Annotated in this window: 16 protein-coding genes; 10 read left to right on the plus strand and 6 right to left on the minus strand. The window is 72.8% G+C overall.

What is annotated here, in order from left to right:
- Nucleotides 1-325: 325 nt before the first annotated feature.
- The 3 genes from EV384_RS01005 to mshA form a co-directional block, all read right to left on the minus strand.
- Nucleotides 326-1,195 (minus strand): hypothetical protein, encoded by an 870-nt coding sequence (locus tag EV384_RS01005; protein WP_130329215.1) that lies wholly within the window; start codon nt 1,193-1,195, stop codon nt 326-328.
- Between the two features lie 78 nt (nt 1,196-1,273).
- The gene (locus tag EV384_RS01010) at nt 1,274-1,828 is read right to left on the minus strand and encodes a type III secretion system chaperone family protein (RefSeq protein WP_130329217.1); all 555 of its coding nucleotides are present in this window, start codon (nt 1,826-1,828) and stop codon (nt 1,274-1,276) included.
- A 39-nt stretch (nt 1,829-1,867) separates the two neighbouring features.
- The gene (gene mshA / locus EV384_RS01015; protein WP_130329219.1) at nt 1,868-3,232 is read right to left on the minus strand and encodes a D-inositol-3-phosphate glycosyltransferase; all 1,365 of its coding nucleotides are present in this window, start codon (nt 3,230-3,232) and stop codon (nt 1,868-1,870) included.
- A 171-nt stretch (nt 3,233-3,403) separates the two neighbouring features.
- Between mshA and EV384_RS01020 the strand changes: the two genes are divergently transcribed.
- Both EV384_RS01020 and EV384_RS01025 read left to right on the plus strand, forming a co-directional pair.
- Entirely contained in the window at nt 3,404-4,171 is a 768-nt protein-coding gene (locus EV384_RS01020) for an SDR family NAD(P)-dependent oxidoreductase (RefSeq protein ID WP_130329221.1), read from the plus strand.
- 57 nt (nt 4,172-4,228) lie between these two features.
- Complete coding sequence (locus EV384_RS01025) at nt 4,229-5,008, plus strand: class I SAM-dependent methyltransferase (protein ID WP_207232207.1); 780 nt, start codon at nt 4,229-4,231, stop codon at nt 5,006-5,008.
- A 112-nt stretch (nt 5,009-5,120) separates the two neighbouring features.
- On the opposite strand, the gene EV384_RS01030 is transcribed toward EV384_RS01025, so the two are convergent.
- Entirely contained in the window at nt 5,121-6,221 is a 1,101-nt protein-coding gene (locus EV384_RS01030) for a UDP-N-acetylmuramate dehydrogenase (protein WP_130329223.1), read from the minus strand.
- 70 nt (nt 6,222-6,291) lie between these two features.
- On the opposite strand from EV384_RS01030, the gene EV384_RS01035 reads away from it, so the two are divergent.
- The 8 genes from EV384_RS01035 (at nt 6,292) to EV384_RS01070 (ending at nt 14,400) form a co-directional block, all read left to right on the plus strand.
- Nucleotides 6,292-7,047 carry a maleylpyruvate isomerase family mycothiol-dependent enzyme gene (locus EV384_RS01035; RefSeq protein ID WP_130329225.1) on the plus strand — a complete coding sequence of 252 codons (756 nt, stop codon included), beginning with the start codon at nt 6,292-6,294 and terminating at the stop codon, nt 7,045-7,047.
- A gap of 245 nt (nt 7,048-7,292) precedes the next feature.
- Nucleotides 7,293-8,603, plus strand: coding sequence for an ABC transporter substrate-binding protein (locus EV384_RS01040; protein ID WP_130329227.1), 1,311 nt, complete (start codon nt 7,293-7,295; stop codon nt 8,601-8,603).
- Between the two features lie 73 nt (nt 8,604-8,676).
- Nucleotides 8,677-9,657, plus strand: a complete 981-nt coding sequence (locus EV384_RS01045; RefSeq protein ID WP_130329229.1) for a carbohydrate ABC transporter permease — start codon at nt 8,677-8,679, stop codon at nt 9,655-9,657.
- Entirely contained in the window at nt 9,657-10,490 is an 834-nt protein-coding gene (locus EV384_RS01050) for a carbohydrate ABC transporter permease (RefSeq protein ID WP_130329231.1), read from the plus strand. The genes EV384_RS01045 and EV384_RS01050 overlap by 1 nt, the downstream gene beginning before the upstream one ends.
- A gap of 120 nt (nt 10,491-10,610) precedes the next feature.
- The gene (locus EV384_RS01055; protein ID WP_130329233.1) at nt 10,611-11,990 is read left to right on the plus strand and encodes a GH1 family beta-glucosidase; all 1,380 of its coding nucleotides are present in this window, start codon (nt 10,611-10,613) and stop codon (nt 11,988-11,990) included.
- A gap of 13 nt (nt 11,991-12,003) precedes the next feature.
- Nucleotides 12,004-13,011: a LacI family DNA-binding transcriptional regulator gene (locus tag EV384_RS01060; RefSeq protein WP_130329235.1), complete on the plus strand. Its 1,008-nt coding sequence runs from the start codon at nt 12,004-12,006 to the stop codon at nt 13,009-13,011.
- Nucleotides 13,012-13,100: 89 nt separating this feature from the next.
- A complete protein-coding gene (locus tag EV384_RS01065; protein WP_207232542.1) occupies nt 13,101-13,502 on the plus strand; it encodes a RidA family protein in 402 nt (133 codons plus the stop codon).
- Between the two features lies 1 nt (nt 13,503).
- Nucleotides 13,504-14,400, plus strand: a complete 897-nt coding sequence (locus tag EV384_RS01070; protein ID WP_130329239.1) for a GNAT family N-acetyltransferase — start codon at nt 13,504-13,506, stop codon at nt 14,398-14,400.
- Nucleotides 14,401-14,455: 55 nt separating this feature from the next.
- On the opposite strand, the gene EV384_RS01075 is transcribed toward EV384_RS01070, so the two are convergent.
- Together EV384_RS01075 and EV384_RS01080 are read right to left on the minus strand one after the other, a co-directional pair.
- Nucleotides 14,456-14,971, minus strand: coding sequence for an O-acetyl-ADP-ribose deacetylase (locus EV384_RS01075; protein ID WP_130329241.1), 516 nt, complete (start codon nt 14,969-14,971; stop codon nt 14,456-14,458).
- A gap of 1 nt (nt 14,972) precedes the next feature.
- Nucleotides 14,973-15,764 carry an EI24 domain-containing protein gene (locus EV384_RS01080; RefSeq protein ID WP_130329243.1) on the minus strand — a complete coding sequence of 264 codons (792 nt, stop codon included), beginning with the start codon at nt 15,762-15,764 and terminating at the stop codon, nt 14,973-14,975.
- Nucleotides 15,765-15,778: the final 14 nt, after the last annotated feature.

Consider the following 15,778-nt stretch of genomic DNA (forward strand, 5'->3'; position numbering starts at 1 on the left):
CGCACCGTACGCCCGGCGGCGGCGGGCGACACTCACCCCCGTAAGCGTCGCCCGCTCACGCCGCCGGTTCCACAGGCGGCACCGTCCCCCAACGGCGTGATCCACCTGTTCCCTCGCGCCTCGCTTGCGCGGATCTGATCGATCCGCCGCTCCCCCGAACGATTCCAAGCGTGGCGCGGTGCAATAAAGTTAGTTCGCCCGGATTCCGGATTCAACTCAGATCACTGTCTCGCCCGTCACAACACTCGTGGCGGCAATCCGGCTGTCCGTGCTCCGGGCCTTGGATGTGACAACAGCGGGTTCCCGCCGGCCATTCCCGTAAACCTCAGGCGTCCTCCCGATCCGGGTTCTCCGTACGGAAGAAGTTGCTCTGCCGGCCGTCCCGCAGCTGCTCCTGGTAGATGAGATTCAGCCCGCGGAGGTCGAATGTCCGGAACCAGTCGTCCCAGGTGATCTCCCGGATCCGGCTGCTCTCCCGGTAGCCCGGAATGTTGAACGTCAGCACCCCCGGCCGGCCCTCCCGTTCGGTGCCGGCGATGGTGGCCGGCTTGGCGTTCCGGGCCCGCGCCCAGCGCCGGATCACCTCGTGGTTGGCGGTCACCAGGCTCCGACCGGGACGCTCCGGACGATCCTCCAGCGAGGTGACCTGTTGGGACGACCGCACCGAACGGGCCGAGGATCGACCGGTCCGGACCGGGGTCGCCTTCGCCGCCGCCGTAACCCCGGCCCGCGATGGTGGCGCCGCCCTCGCACCACCCGCCGCCTTCGCGCGCGCCCGGGACGGCTGCGCCTTCTGCGCCGGGGCCGCCTTCTTCCGGGCCGGGGCGGCCTTCGCCCTCGCGCCGGTGGCCTTCGCGGCGGGTGCCGCCTTCGCCCGGGCCGCCGAGACCTTCTTCGCCGCGGCCGCCTTCTTCGTGGGGGCGGCGCGGCCCGCCGGTCCGGTCGGCTTGCGCGCGGCGCCACCACCTCGGCTCTCCGCCCGAAGGGTCTTCGCCAGCGTCTTCACCAGTTCCGGCTTGCGCAGGGCGGAGATCCCGGCGACCCCGCGCCGGCGGAGTTGGCCGCGAATGTCGTCGACCTTCATCCGGGAGATCTCAGACTCGGAGATGTTTGGCGTCCCCGGCGTCTGGTTGCCGGGTTGCCGCTTGGTCCTCGTCGCAGTCGTGCCGCGACCTGAGCTGCTTCGCTGAGCCATGGGACACACGCTCCTCGACAGTTCCGTCCTCGGCCCGCGGTGGGTCCCAGTGCCGCACCGCGCAGTGCGGCATACCCGTCAGGACGGGTCCGAACCTCCGGTGACCGAGGTGGCGCTGTCGGCGGACGCCCGAGCACCGGCGGAGGGTTCAAAAAGGTGGGCGAAGGCGGCCAGATTGGCGGTGGACTCGCCCCGCTTGACCCGCCACTCCCACTCGCGGCGGATCGCCGTGCCGAAGCCGATCTCCAGCATGCTGTCGAACGACTCGTCGGCGTAGGTCAGCACGGCGCCCAGCAGCCGATCCAGCTCGTCCTCGTCGATGCCGGCCAGGTTGACCCGGCCCGTGAGGTAGACGTCGCCGACCGTGTCGATGGAGAAGGAGACCCCGTACATCCGGGCGTTGCGCTGCAGCAGCCAGGCCCACAGCTCCTCGCGGCGCTCGTCCGGCTGGCGCATCACGAACGCCTCGACCCGCAACGCGTGCTCGCCGACGATCAGGTTGCAGATCGTCTTGAGCTTGTGCGTGCCCGGCAGGGTCACCGCGTACGACCCCTCGCCGGTCGACTCCCAGTCCAGCTCACGCTCGGCGCAGACGGACTCGATGAGGGCGGCGACGTCGCTCCTACGGCTCATCGGACCCACTTTACGGCCGCACCGTCGCGCCCACCGGCCTCACCAGGAGCAGGAGAGCGCGGGGTCGGCGGCCAACCGGGCGGCGAGCCGGCTGCGGTGCTCGGTCATCGCCTCGCCGTAGACCGCCAGCAGGCCGGAGACCGTCCGGTGCCAGGAGAAGTTGCGGGCGTGCCGCTCGGCGCCCCGGCCCAGGGCCGCCCGGCGGAGCCGGTCCGGCAGCAGCCTGGCGAGCGTCCGGGCCCAGTCGACCGGGTCGTGGCCCTCGATCAGCACCCCGCTCACCCCGTCCCCGACGGCGGTGACCAGACCGCCCACCGCGGCGGCCAGCACCGGCGTACCGCAGGCCTGGGCCTCCAGCGCGACCAGCCCGAACGACTCGTTGTACGACGGCACCGCGACCAGGTCGGCGGCCCGGTAGAGGGCGGGCAGGTCCTCGCCGGTCCGCGGCGGCAGGAAGCGCACCCGGTCGGCGACGTCGAGCGAGGCGGCCAGCTCGATCAGGGCGGTCGGCCGGTCCAGGCCGCTGCCGCTGGGGCCGCCGCAGATCACCACGGTCAGCTCGGCGGCGATCGCGGGATCCCGGTCGCGCAGCGCGGCCACGGCCCGGATCAGCACGTCGGGCGCCTTGAGCGGCTGGATCCGGCCGACGAAGGCCACCACGTACCCGTGGGTGGGCAGCCCCAGCCGGCGGCGGGCGGCGAGCCGGGCGGCGTCCCGGTCCCCGACGGCCGGGCGGAACCGGTCCAGGTCGACGCCGGGCTCGACCACGGCGACCCGGTCCGGGTCGGCGTCGTACCGGTCGAGCAGGTCGCGGGCCTCGACCCGAGTGTTGGCGATCAGCCGGTCGGCCTCCGCGACCACCTGCTCCTCGCCGATGACCCGGGCCTTCGGCTCGGGCCGGTCCCCGGCGGCGAGCTGGGCGTTCTTGACCTTCGCCAGGGTGTGCGCGGTGTGCACCAGCGGCACGCCCCAGCGCTCCTTGGCCAGCCAGCCGACCTGCCCGGAGAGCCAGTAGTGCGAGTGGATCAGGTCGTAGTGGCCGGGTGGGCGGGACGCCTCGGCGCGGAGCACCCCGGCGGTGAACGCGCAGAGCTGCCCGGGCAACTCCTCCTTGGTGAGCCCTTCGAGCGGGCCGGAGGTGATGTGCCGGACGTGCACGCCGGGCGCCATCTCGACCACCGGGGGCAGGTCACCGGAGGTGGCCCGGGTGAAGATCTCCACCTCGACGTCGGCCTCGGCCAGCCGGCGGGCGACCTCCAGGATGTACACGTTCATGCCCCCCGCGTCGCCCGTGCCGGGCTGGTCCAGGGGGGAGGTGTGCACGGAGAGGGTGGCGATGCGGCGGGGCCGGGGCCACGGCAGGGTGCCTCGCTGACGACCGACACCGGTGTGCAATTCCGCCACGTCCGCTCCCTCTGCCACGGTTGATGCCGTCCCGCACGACCGGCGCTTCTCGGTCAACCTCCACGCCGGATGTCATCTTCCCCATCGGGCTTTGGAAATGCGTGGCCCCGGGGCCCCGGCGTGACGGACCTCATCACCGCCGGGAACCACGACCGGGGGGAGAATGACCGGATGACCTCAGTCGCGATCGTCACCGGGGCGTCCAGCGGGATCGGGGCGGCCACCGCCCGCCGGCTGGCCGCCGAGGGCTTCCACGTGCTCGCCGCCGCGCGGCGTACCGACCGGCTCGCCGGCCTGGTCGCCGAGATCGAGGCGGCGGGCGGGGCGGCGACCGCGGTGGCCTGCGACGTCACCTCCGACGAGTCGGTGGCCGGGCTGGCCGCGGCGGCCGCCGCCGCGCCCGGGCCGGTCACCCTGCTGGTCAACAACGCCGGCGGGGCCCGCGGCCTGGACCCGGTGGAGTCCGGCGCGGTGGGCGACTGGCAGTGGATGTACGACGTGAACGTGCTCGGCACGCTCCGGGTCACCCAGGCGCTGCTGCCGGCCCTGGAGGCCTCCGGCGCCGGCACCATCGTGATCGTCAGCTCCACCGCCGGCTTCACCGTCTACGAGGGCGGGGGCGGCTACGCCGCCGCGAAGCACGCCCAGACCGCGATCGCCGGCACGCTGCGGCTGGAGCTCAGCGGGCGGCCGGTCCGGGTCATCGAGATCGACCCCGGGATGGTGAAGACCGACGAGTTCGGCCTGGTCCGCTTCGGCGGCGACGCGGACCAGGCCGCCGCGGTCTACGCCGGGGTGGCCGAGCCGCTGGTCGCCGACGACGTCGCGGACTGCATCGCCTGGTGCGCCACCCGCCCGCACCACGTCAACGTGGACCGGCTGGTGGTGCGCCCGCTGGCCCAGGCCGCCCAGCACAAGGTGCACCGGGTGGGTCAGTGAAGCGCGAGGAGTGAGCCGGGTTTGCGAGCCCCGCAGTCGCGAACCGAGGGCGCGCTGATGAAGCCGGTGGGCGTGGTCACCCGGGGGACGACGAATCCGAACCGGCTGCGGCGGGTGGACAACTGGATCGTCGAGACCTGCGGGAACGCGCTGCGGTCGGCGGCCGACCCGCTGGTGGTCGACCTGGGCTACGGCGCCACCCCCGTCACCGCCGTCGAGCTGCGGGCCCGGCTGGCGGCCGGGGTCCGCGCCGACGTCCGGGTGGTCGGGCTGGAGATCGAGCCGGTACGCGTCGCCGCCGCCCAGCCGGCCGCCGACCCGCCCGGCCTGACCTTCGCCCGGGGCGGCTTCGAGCTGGCCGGCCTGCGCCCCGCCCTGGTCCGCGCGTTCAACGTGCTGCGCCAGTACGACGAGGGCGAGGTCGCCGACGCCTGGCGTACGGTCACCGCCCGGCTCGCCCCGGGCGGGCTGCTGGTCGAGGGAACCTGCGACGAGCTGGGCCGGCTCGGCAGCTGGGTGCTGCTCGACGCGGCCGGCCCCCGCACGCTGACCCTGGCGGCTCGCCTGGCGACGCTGGAGAGCCCCGCCCAGCTCGCCGAGCGGCTGCCCAAGGCGCTGATCCACCGCAACGTCCCCGGCGAACGCATCCACGACCTGATCCGGGCCCTCGACGACGCCTGGCAGGCCGCCGCCGGCTACGCCACCTTCGGCCCCCGCCACCGCTGGCTGCAGACGGTCCGCGCCGTCCGCGCCTCAGGCTGGCCCATCCTCAACCACCCCCGCCGCTGGCGCCGGGGCGAACTCACCCTCCCCTGGCCCGCCATCTCCCCCACCTGACCCCCCGCCCCCACCCCGGGGATCTTGCACTCGGGGCCCTCAATTTGCCCCCTGTGTCCGCTTTTCCCGGACACCAAGTGCAAGATCGCGGGAGGGTGGGGGTCAGTGGGGGTCAGATGGTGCAGCTGATGAGGACGGGTTCGGGGTGGAGGGTGACGCCGAAGCGGTCGTGGACGGCGTCGCGGATCTCGCGGGCCAGGGCGACCAGGGCCGCAGTGCTGGCGGTGCCGCCGCGGTTGGTGAGGGCGAGGGTGTGCTTGCTGGAGATGGCGACGCCCTCCGGGCCGGAGTGGCCCCTGGCGAAGCCGGCCTTCTCGATCAGCCAGGCGGCGCTGACCTTGACCACGTCGCCGGCCCCCGGCCAGGAGGGCGGCTCGCCGAGGTCGGCGGCGCGCTCCCGGAGCAGCTCGTACGCCTCGCGTTCCAGCACCGGGTTGGTGAAGAAGGAGCCGACCGACCAGGTGTCCGGGTCGGCGGCGTCGAGCACCATGCCCTTGCCGGCGCGCAGCCGCAGCACGGTCGCGCGGGCGTCGGCCAGCGGCACCTGGTCACCCACCTCGACGCCGAGCGCCCGGGCCAGCTCGGCGTAGCGCACCGGGCCGGAGAGCGGCGAGCGGGTCAGCCGGAAGTCGACGGAGAGCACCACCCAGCGGTCGCTGTACTTGAAGATGCTGCCCCGGTACGCGAACCCGCAGTCCGCCGCGTCGATCCGGCCGACGCTGCCGTCGGTGCGGTCGTACACCTGGACACCGGTGATGGTCTCCGCGACCTCCTGGCCGTACGCCCCGACGTTCTGGATCGGGGTCGCGCCGGCCGAGCCCGGGATGCCGGAGAGGCATTCCAGCCCCGACCAGCCGTTGGCCACGGTGGCGGCGACCAGTTCGTCCCAGGGCTCGCCGGCCTCGACGCGTACGGTGACCGTCTCGGCGTCCTCGGCGACCACCCGGAGCCCCCGGGAACGGACCAGGACCACCGTGCCGGGGAAGCCCTGGTCGCCGATGACCACGTTGCTGCCGCCAGCGAGGATCAGGACCGGCTGGTCCCGCCGCTCCGCCTCCTGCACCTTATGTACGATTTCCTCGGCGCTGGTAGCGGTCTCCAACCGTCGGGCGGCGCCACCGAGTCGGAGCGTGGTGTATCTCGCCAGGTTGGCCGGGTCGGTCGGGTCGGTCGGGTCGGCTCCGGTCGTCGGTTCGGCGTAGACGTCTGACACGCCTTTCACCCTAGGCTGAGGGGTAGCCGCGGCACCCACCGGTGGCCCGGTCACCCCCGGGAGGATTGCGATGAGCAGACTGCACGGCACCAAGGACTTCTGGATCGGCGCGCTGCGGACCGAGGGTCCCGCCTTCGCCGCCGCCGTCGCCGAGGCGCCGCCGGAGACACCGGTGCTCTCCTGTCCTGGCTGGACGGTCTCCGACCTCACTCTCCACCTCGCCGGCGTCTACCACTGGGTTTCCTCCTTCGTCGCCGCCGGCTCGACCAACCCGCCCGCCCGGCCGACCGGCGAGCCGCCCGCCGGGGTCACCCCGCTCCAGCTCTGGCAGCACGGCTACGACCAGCTGATGACCATCTTCGAGGGCCTGGACCCGGAGGCGCCGGCGTGGAACTGGGCGCCGCAGCCGAAGAAGGCGGGCTTCTGGCCGCGCCGGTTGGCGCACGAGACGGCGGTGCACCGGTGGGACGCCCAGCTCGCCATAGCCGCGGGCGGGCCGATCGAGGCGAAGCTCGCCGCCGACGGGGTGAGCGAGGTGCTGGACACCTGGCTGCCGGCGGGCCGGCGGCGGACGCCCGGCCATTGGCACGGGGTGGTGCAGCTGACCGCCGCCGACGCCGCCCAGGACTGGTACCTGCGGCTGCGCGGTGAGGGGGTGGCGCTGCTGGACACCGCCACCGTCTTCGGCCACGAGGACCACCACGCCCGCGCCCAGGTCACCGCGACCGCCAGCGACCTGCTGCTCGCGCTCTGGGGCCGGGTCAGCTTCGACACCCTCGGGGTGACCGGCGACCGCAGCCTGCTCGACGGCCTGCGGGTCGGGTGAGCCGACGGCCCCGGCGCCCGGCCGGGGCACGCGCGACGCCTCGCGAAAAGAGTGGCCTTCCCCCGCCGGAAGGCCACTCTTCGCCGTTTCCGGGCGCGCCCCGGGAACTCCGACCCCTCTTGACAAGGGTCTGAGAGCGCTCTCTTGACAGAAATTGAGGCAGGCACCACTCTTTCGTGAGAGCGCTCTCTGAGTCAACGAACCACTCTCCACCACCCGGACGACCTAGAGGGGTCAGATAAGAGATGGCTACCTTCACGCGCCGCCGCCTGGCGGCGGTGGCCCTCGCCGCCACCACCGCGCTGCTCGGCACCACCGCCTGCGGCGGCGGGGACGACAAGTCCGCCGCCGACGGGCCGATCACGCTCACGGTCGACGTCTTCGGCCAGTTCGGCTACGACGAGCTGTACAAGGAGTACATGGCCAGCCACCCCGACGTGAAGATCGTTGAGCGGGGCACCGGCAGCAACCTCGACGAGTACTCGCCGAAGCTCACCCAGTGGCTGGCCGCGGGGAAGGGCGCCGGCGACATCGTCGCCATCGAGGAGGGCCTGCTGGTCGAGTACAAGGCCAACCCGCAGAACTTCGTCAACCTGCTGGACCACGGCGCCGCCGACCTCAAGGGCAACTTCCTCGAGTGGAAGTGGAACCAGGGCCTGACCGCCGACGGCAAGCAGCTGATCGGCCTCGGCACCGACGTCGGCGGCATGGCGATGTGCTACCGCAAGGACCTCTTCGCCAAGGCCGGGCTGCCCACCGACCGGGACGCGGTCTCCAAGCTCTGGCCGACCTGGCAGGACTACATCAAGGTCGGCGAGCAGTTCAAGGCGAAGAACACCGGCGCGTCGTTCCTGGACGCGGCGACCAACACCTTCAACACCATCCTGCTCCAGTCCGCCGGCAACGCGCAGGGCTACAGCTACTACGACACCAGCAACAACCTGGTGGTCGACAGCAACCCGGCCGTCAAGCAGGCGTACGACACCACGATGGACATCGTCGACTCCGGCCTCTCCGGCAAGTACGGCTCCTGGTCCGAGGAGTGGGTGTCGGCGTTCAAGCAGTCGAAGTTCGCCACCATCGCCTGCCCGGCCTGGATGACCGGGGTCATCGAGGGCAACGCCGGCCCCGGCGCCAAGGGCAAGTGGGACATCGCGCAGGTGCCCGGCAACGGCGGCAACTGGGGCGGCTCCTTCCTCGCCGTGCCGAAGCAGAGCAAGCACCAGGCCGAGGCGATCGAGCTGGCAAAGTTCCTGACCAGCGCCAAGGGCCAGATCGGCGCCTTCAGGGCCAAGGGCCCGCTGCCGTCCTCGCCGCAGGCGCTCGAGGACCCGGCGATCGTCGACTCCAAGAACGCGTACTTCTCGGACGCGCCGGTCGGCAAGATCTTCGCCACCGGGGCCAAGAGCCTGAAGCCGGTCTACATGGGCCCGAAGAACCAGGCCGTCCGGACCGAGGTGGAGAACGCGGTCCGCACCGTGGAGCTGGGGCAGCGCAGCCCCGAGCAGGGCTGGACCGACGCGGTGAACAACGCCAAGAAGGCCGCCGCCAAGTAGCCCGAGCAGCCAGGCGTGCGGGCGGGCCCCGGCGACGGGGTACCGCCCGCACGGCGGAAAGGAGTCACGGGCCATGGCCGTCCAGCTCGACGCCCGGCCGCCGGTCGCACCGGCGCCCCCCCGCCCCTCCCGGGCCGCCCGGCTCAGCCGGTTCGACACCCGGTACTCGCCCTACCTCTACATCGCCCCGTTCTTCCTGCTCTTCGGGGTGTTCGGGAGCTACCCGCTGATCTACACCTTCTGGGTCTCGCTGCACGACTGGGACCTGCTCGGCGCCGAGCACACGTTCATCGGATTCGACAACTACACCCAGCTGCTGGCCGACCCGGACTTCTGGCACTCGGTGGTCAACACCCTCGGCATCTTCGTCATCTCCACCGTCCCGCAGCTGCTCCTCGCGCTCTGGCTGGCCAACCTGCTCAACCGCCAGCTCCGGGCCCGAACCACCTGGCGGATGGCGGTGCTGATCCCGAACGTCACCTCGACGGCCGCCGTGGCGATCGTCTTCGCCGTGCTCTTCGGCCGCGAGTTCGGCATGATCAACTGGCTGCTCGACCTTGTCGGCGTCGACGCGATCGACTGGAAGGCGAACCGGTTCGCGGCGTGGACCGCGATCTCGGCGATGGTCGACTGGCGGTGGACCGGCTACAACGCGCTGATCTTCCTGGCCGCCATGCAGGCCATCCCGCGCGACCTGTACGAGTCGGCCTCGATCGACGGCGCCGGCCGGTCCCGGCAGTTCTGGTCGATCACCGTGCCGCTGCTCAAGCCGACGATCGTCTTCGCGGTGATCATCTCCACCATCGGCGGCCTCCAGCTCTTCACCGAGCCCCGCCTCTTCAACTCCGGCACCAACGCGATCCGCGGCGGCCCGCTGCGCGAGTCGCAGACGGTGACCATGTACATGTTCGAGAACGCCTTCGCGCCGCACTACAACTTCGGCTACGGCTCGGCGATCGCCTGGCTGCTCTTCGCGCTGATCGCGGTGGTCGCGGCCGGCAACGTACTGCTCCTGCGCCGGCTCGGCGGCGGCGTCCGGAAGGAGGGCGACTGATGTCCCGGATCTGGTCGGCCGGCCGGCTCACGTACCTGGCGCTGACCCTCACGGCCTTCCTGTCGATCTTCCCGATCTACTGGATGTTCGTGGTGGCCAGCCGGACCAGCGACGCGATGGGGCAGGTGCCGCCGCCGGTCACCCCGGGCGGCAGCCTCGGCGCCAACATCGCCCGGCTGTTCGAGAACACCGACGCGTACTTCCTCACCGGTCTGATCAACTCGGCGATCGTGGCCGGCACGGTCACCGTCTCGGTGGTCTTCTTCTCCACGCTCGCCGGGTTCGCCTTCGCGAAGCTGCGCTTCCGCGGACGAAACGCCCTGCTGCTGGTCATCGTCGCCACCATGATGGTGCCCACCCAGCTCGGCGTCATCCCGCTGTACATGCTGATGACGAAGCTGAACTGGAACGACCGGCTGCCGGCGGTGATCGTGCCGGCCCTGGTCACCGGGTTCGGGGTGTTCATGATGCGCCAGTACGCGGGCCAGGCGGTCAGCACCGAGCTGATCGAGGCCGCCCGAATGGACGGCTGCAACACGGCGCGGATCTACTTCCACGTGGTGCTGCCCGCGCTGCGCCCGGCCGCCGCCGTGCTCGGCCTGCTCACCTTCATGACCACCTGGAACGACTTCCTCTGGCCGTACGCCGTCCTCAACGACCCGGAGAACCCCACCGTGCAGCTCTCCCTGCGGGCCCTCTCCGACGGCTACTACCAGGACATGTCACAGGTGTTCACCGGGACGGCGATCGCCACCCTTCCCCTGTTGCTGGTCTTCATCGTGTTCGGCCGCCAGATCATCGGCGGCATCATGGAAGGTGCGGTCAAGGCGTGAGCGCGAGGAGTGAGCCGGGCCTGCGAGCCCCGCAGTCGCGAACGAAAGAAGGCACCGCGTGAGCGCGAGGAGTGAGCCGGGCCTGCGAGCCCCGCAGTCGCGAACGAAAGAGGGCACCGCGTGAGCGAGCTCCGATTCCCCGAGAACTTCGTCTGGGGGGCGGCCACCGCCGCGTACCAGATCGAGGGCGCGACCCAGGAGGACGGTCGCGGCCCGTCGATCTGGGACACCTTCAGCCGTACGCCCGGAAAGGTGTTCCAGGGGCACACCGGCGACGTGGCCTGCGACCACTACCACCGGTACGCCGACGACGTGGCCATGATGGCGGAGCTGGGACTCCGGACGTACCGCTTCTCGGTCGCCTGGCCGCGGATCCAGCCGGACGGCACCGGCCCGGTCAACCCGCGCGGCCTGGACTTCTACGACCGGCTGGTGGACACGCTGCTGGGCCGGGGCATCGACCCGTTCGTCACGCTCTACCACTGGGACCTGCCGCAGACCCTCCAGGACCGGGGCGGCTGGACCAGCCGGGAGACCGCCGAGCACTTCGCCGACTATGCGGTCGCCGTGCTCGGCCGGCTCGGTGACCGGGTCCGGACCTGGACCACGCTGAACGAGCCGTGGTGCTCGGCCTACCTCGGCTACGGCAACGGGGTGCACGCCCCCGGCGAGCGGGACGCCGGGGCGGCCTTCCGCGCCGTACACCATCTGCTGCTCGGCCACGGCCTGGCGACCCGGGCGTTGCGCGCTGCCGGGGTGGCGACCCTCGGGCTCACCCTCAACCCGGCGGACGTGCAGCCGGCCGACGCGGACAGCGAGGCGGACGCCGCCGCGGTGCGCCTGGTCGACGGCCTGCACAACCGGATCTTCCTGGACCCGCTGACCGGCGCCGGCTATCCGGAGGACGTGCTGGAGCACGTCGCCCGGCACGTCGAGCCGACCTTCCTCCGGGACGGGGACGAGAAGATCATCGCGGCCCCGATCGACCTGCTCGGCGTCAACTACTACTCGCCCGCCTACGTCGCCGGACGTTCGGGCGGGGCGGGCGGCAGCGCCTACCCGGGGACGGAGGGCGTGGTGGAGTTCCTGCCGCCGGTCGGGCCGCTCACCGAGATGGGCTGGATGATCGAGCCGGCCGGGCTGACCCGGCTGCTGGAGCGGATCGGCGCCGACTACCCGGGGCTGCCGCTGATGATCACCGAGAATGGTGGGGCGTTCCCGGACAAGGCCGGCGCCGAGGACCCGGACGGGACCGGCCGGGTGGCCGACACCGACCGGGTGGCGTACCTCGACGGACACCTGCGCGCCGTGCACCGGGCCATCGCCCGAGGCGTGGACGTGCGCGGTTATCTCGTATGGTCGTTGCTGGACAACTTCGAATGGGCCGAGGGCTACCGGAAGCGGTTCGGGATCGTCCACGTCGACTACCTGACCCAGCGGCGCACACCGAAGGAGAGTGCCCGCTGGTACCGGGAGGTGATCTCCCGGAACGGGCTGTGACGAGGTGGTGGGGATGACGACGGCACAACGACCGACCCTGGAGGCGGTGGCCCGCCGGGCCGGGGTGTCCCGGGCCACGGTCTCCCGGGTGGTCAACGGCTCCACCACGGTGGCCGAGTCGATCCGGGAGGCGGTCCACCGGGCGGTCGAGGAGCTGGGGTACGTGCCGAACCTGGCCGCCCGCAGCCTGGTCACCCAGCGGACCGACTCGGTGGCCCTGGTCATGCCCGAGGAGGCCACCCGGGTCTTCTCCGACGACCAGGTCTTCCCGGGCATCATCCGGGGCGTCAGCCAGGAGCTGGAGGCGGCCGACAAGCAGCTCGTGCTGATGCTGGCCGGCTCGCCGGCCGGGCACCAGCGGGTCGAGCGCTACACCACCGGGCGGCACGTGGACGGGGTGCTCTTCGCCTCCCTGCACGGCGAGGACCCGCTGCCGGGCGTGCTGACCCGGCTGGGCATCCCGGTGGTGTGCGCCGGCCGGCCGCTCGACGGCGCCCGGGTGCCGTACGTGGACGTGGACAACGTCGGCGGGGTCACCCGGGCGGTGCGGCACCTGATCGGGAACGGTCGGCGGCGGATCGCCACCATCGCCGGGCCGCAGGACATGGTCGCCGGGATCGAGCGGCTCACCGGCTACCGGGAGGCGATGGCCGCGGCCGGGCTGCCCGCCCGGGAGGCGTTCGGGGACTTCACCCGGGAGTCCGGGGCGGCGGCGATGCGGGACCTGCTCGCCGCGTACCCCGACCTGGACGCGGTCTGCGCCGCCTCCGACCTGATGGCGCACGCGGCCCTGCGCACCCTGCGCGAGGCGGGGCGGCGGGTGCCGGACGACGTGGCGGTGATCGGTTTCGACGACATCGAGACCGCGGCGTACACCGAGCCGCCGCTGACCACGGTGCGCTGGGACATCGTCGAGCTGGGCCGGGCGATGACCCGGCAGCTGCTGCGGATGACGGCCGGCGAGGACGTCGAGCAGGAGCTGATCCTGCCGACCGACCTCATCGTCCGCGACTCGGCCTGACGCGGGCGGAGGGGCCCCGGTCCAGGGCCCTCCGATAACCCGTCGCGGTGCGGTACCGCCGGCGCTACCGTCGCCCGGTGACCGGCACCGTGACCCTCATCCGCGCCCCCGAACTCTCCGACGTCGCCGAGTACGCCTACGCGGCCGGGGTCACCCCGCCGGCCCGGCTGGTCTTCACCGCCGGGGCCTGCCCGCTGGACGCCGTGGGCCGCACCGTCGCTCCCGGTGATCCCGCCGCCCAGGCGCGGCAGGTGATGGCCAACCTGGAGACCGCGCTGGCCGCCGCCGGGGCGGCGCTCCCCGACGTCGTCAGGACCACCGTGTACGTCGCCACGACCGACCGGGCCGACCTGGTGGCCGTCTGGCAGGTGGTCCGGGACGCCTTCGGCGACCACGACCCGCCGAGCACGCTGCTCGGGGTGACCGTGCTGGGCTACCCGGACCAGCTCGTCGAGGTCGAGGCGGTCGCCGCCGTCCGCGAGGTGGCTTGAGATGCTGATCCGTGCCGCCCACCCCGACGACGCGCCCGCCGTCGTGGCGCTGCGCGCGCTGGTCTACCCGTACCTGGTGCGCGGGGTCGAGTCGACCCGCCGGATGATCGCCGAACCGCCGCCGGGCGAGGAGTGGACCGCGTTCGTGGCCGAGGTCGACGGCCGGGTGGTCGGCTGGGTGTCGGCCTACCGCAACGGCCGCACGTCGGAGGCGGACTTCGGGGAGGTCTCCCTGCTGCACGTCCATCCGGAGCAGCGCGGTCGGGGCATCGGCGCCGCGCTACTGGCCGAGGCGCTCGGCCACCTCCGTCCGCTGGGGATCCGCCGGGTGCGGACCTGGGCGCTGACGGAGTCGCTGCCGTTCGCCCGCCGGCACGGCTTCACGCCGAGCCGGGAGCTGCGCTACTCGGCGCTGGACCTGCGGGCGACGCCGCCGCTGCCGGACGGCCCGGACGGGCTGCGGCTGCCGCCGCTGGCCGGGCTCGATCCGCGCCGGCTGCACACCGTGCACGTCGCGGCCTCCGCCGACGAGCCGGGGGACGCGCCCACCGACGCGCTCAGCTACGCGAACTGGCGCTACGAGGTCTGGGACAACCTCGGGCTGGATCGGGAGGCCAGCTCGGCCGTCGAGGTCGACGGGGAGCTGGTCGCCTTCAGCCTGGTCAAGCGGGACGGCGACCGGATGTGGTCGGACATGACGGCCACCCTGCCGGCGTTCCGCGGCCGAGGGCTGGCCCGGCTGGCCAAGCTCGCCGCGCTGCACCGTGCCCGCGCCGCCGGGGTCGCCGTCGCCTACACCTCGAACGACGAGGCGAACGCCCCGATGCTCGCGATCAACGAGCGGCTCGGCTACCGGCCGGCGGCCGCCCAGTGGTCCTGCCTCGCTGAGCTGAGCTGACGGGACGGCCGCCCGCGTCGCGGGTGGCGTGACCCGCCGGAGTCGCGCCGCCGGCTCAGCCGGCGGCGGCCACCCGCTCGGCGGTGGCGTACGTGTCGGCGCTGAAGAGGACCAGCCGGGCCTCGCTGACGTGCGCCGGGGCCGCCGCGCGGAGCACGGTCAGCGCCTGGCGTACCGCGTCGTCGACCGGCCAGCCGTAGATGCCGGCGGAGATCAGCGGGAAGGCCACCGTCGCGGCGCCCATCTCGTCGGCGACCGCCAGGCTGTTGGCGTAGCAGTCCCGCAGCAGCGCCGACCGGTCCTCGCCGGGCGAGAAGACCGGGCCGACGGTGTGGACCACCCAGCGGGCGGGCAGGTTGCCGGCGGTGGTGGCAACCGCCTGTCCGGTGGGCAGGCCCCGGCCGTACCGGGAGGCGCGCAGCGCCCGGCACTCCGCCAGGATCGCCGGCCCGCCCTTGCGGTGGATCGCCCCGTCCACTCCCCCGCCACCGAGCAGCGAGGAGTTGGCCGCGTTGACGATCGCGTCGACCCGCTGGGCGGTGATGTCCCCCTCGACCAGGGTGATCTCCATGTCAGCGCTCCTCGATGGGCTGGCCGAGCGACCGGCGGGCCAGCAGGGTGGCCCCGGCCACGGCGGCCGGCATGACCAGCACCGCGCCGAGCGGGATCAGGAAGCAGACGAAGACCGCCACGCCGAAGCCCAGCGCCGTGGGCCGGTCCGCCTTCAGCCGGGAGCGGCGGTCCGGCAGCCGCATGCCGCGCCGGTAGAAGGGCGCGCCGACCAGTTCCAGGGCGAGGAACCAGCCGCCCACCGCCGCCCCGATCACCGGTACGACGGTCTGCCCCACCACCGGGATGAAGCCGGCCGCGAAGAGCGGGATGCCGACCAGCGCGGAAATCGCCACCAGGCGCAGCGAGTCGACGGCGCTGCGGCGCAGCGAAGCCCAGATCGGCACGTCGACCGCGCCCGGGGTGCCGCCGTACCGCTCCTCGACCCGCTCGGAGATCTTCTCGTAGAACGGGTCGCCGATGACCAGGGTGACCGCGGTGAAGGTGACCACCGCGAGCAGCCCGCCCAGCCCCAGGAAGGCCAGCCCGGCGATCACCCGAACCAGACCGCGCGGCGTCGCCGACCAGTCGTCCGCGAACGGGGTGACCAGCGCGGCGAGGTCGTCCACGAAGTACACCAGGGTGGCGAAGGCGGCGAGGAAGAGCGCGCCGGAGATCAGCGCCGGGATGATACCGAGCAGCATCAACCCGGGGCTGCGGACGTAGAGGCCGAGGCCGCGCAGGAGCAGCCCGGCGCCGGCGAGGAACCGGCCGACGGCGCCGGTGACCGGGGCGGCGAGGCGGGGTGCGTTCACGACCGCAGAGCCTA

This window comes from Micromonospora kangleipakensis (assembly GCF_004217615.1).
Taxonomy (GTDB): domain Bacteria; phylum Actinomycetota; class Actinomycetes; order Mycobacteriales; family Micromonosporaceae; genus Micromonospora; species Micromonospora kangleipakensis.

Excerpts from the sequence above, each read along its gene's own strand:
- EV384_RS01035 (WP_130329225.1), top strand. The coding sequence starts at position 6,292 with ATGAGCAGACTGCACGGCACCAAGGACTTCTGGATCGGCGCGCTGCGG.
- EV384_RS01045 (WP_130329229.1), top strand. The coding sequence starts at position 8,677 with ATGGCCGTCCAGCTCGACGCCCGGCCGCCGGTCGCACCGGCGCCCCCC.
- EV384_RS01060 (WP_130329235.1), top strand. The coding sequence starts at position 12,004 with ATGACGACGGCACAACGACCGACCCTGGAGGCGGTGGCCCGCCGGGCC.
- EV384_RS01025 (WP_207232207.1), top strand. The coding sequence starts at position 4,229 with ATGAAGCCGGTGGGCGTGGTCACCCGGGGGACGACGAATCCGAACCGG.
- EV384_RS01020 (WP_130329221.1), top strand. The coding sequence starts at position 3,404 with ATGACCTCAGTCGCGATCGTCACCGGGGCGTCCAGCGGGATCGGGGCG.
- EV384_RS01075 (WP_130329241.1), bottom strand. The coding sequence starts at position 14,971 with ATGGAGATCACCCTGGTCGAGGGGGACATCACCGCCCAGCGGGTCGAC.
- EV384_RS01040 (WP_130329227.1), top strand. The coding sequence starts at position 7,293 with ATGGCTACCTTCACGCGCCGCCGCCTGGCGGCGGTGGCCCTCGCCGCC.
- EV384_RS01010 (WP_130329217.1), bottom strand. The coding sequence starts at position 1,828 with ATGAGCCGTAGGAGCGACGTCGCCGCCCTCATCGAGTCCGTCTGCGCC.
- EV384_RS01005 (WP_130329215.1), bottom strand. The coding sequence starts at position 1,195 with ATGGCTCAGCGAAGCAGCTCAGGTCGCGGCACGACTGCGACGAGGACC.
- EV384_RS01070 (WP_130329239.1), top strand. The coding sequence starts at position 13,504 with ATGCTGATCCGTGCCGCCCACCCCGACGACGCGCCCGCCGTCGTGGCG.
- EV384_RS01050 (WP_130329231.1), top strand. The coding sequence starts at position 9,657 with ATGTCCCGGATCTGGTCGGCCGGCCGGCTCACGTACCTGGCGCTGACC.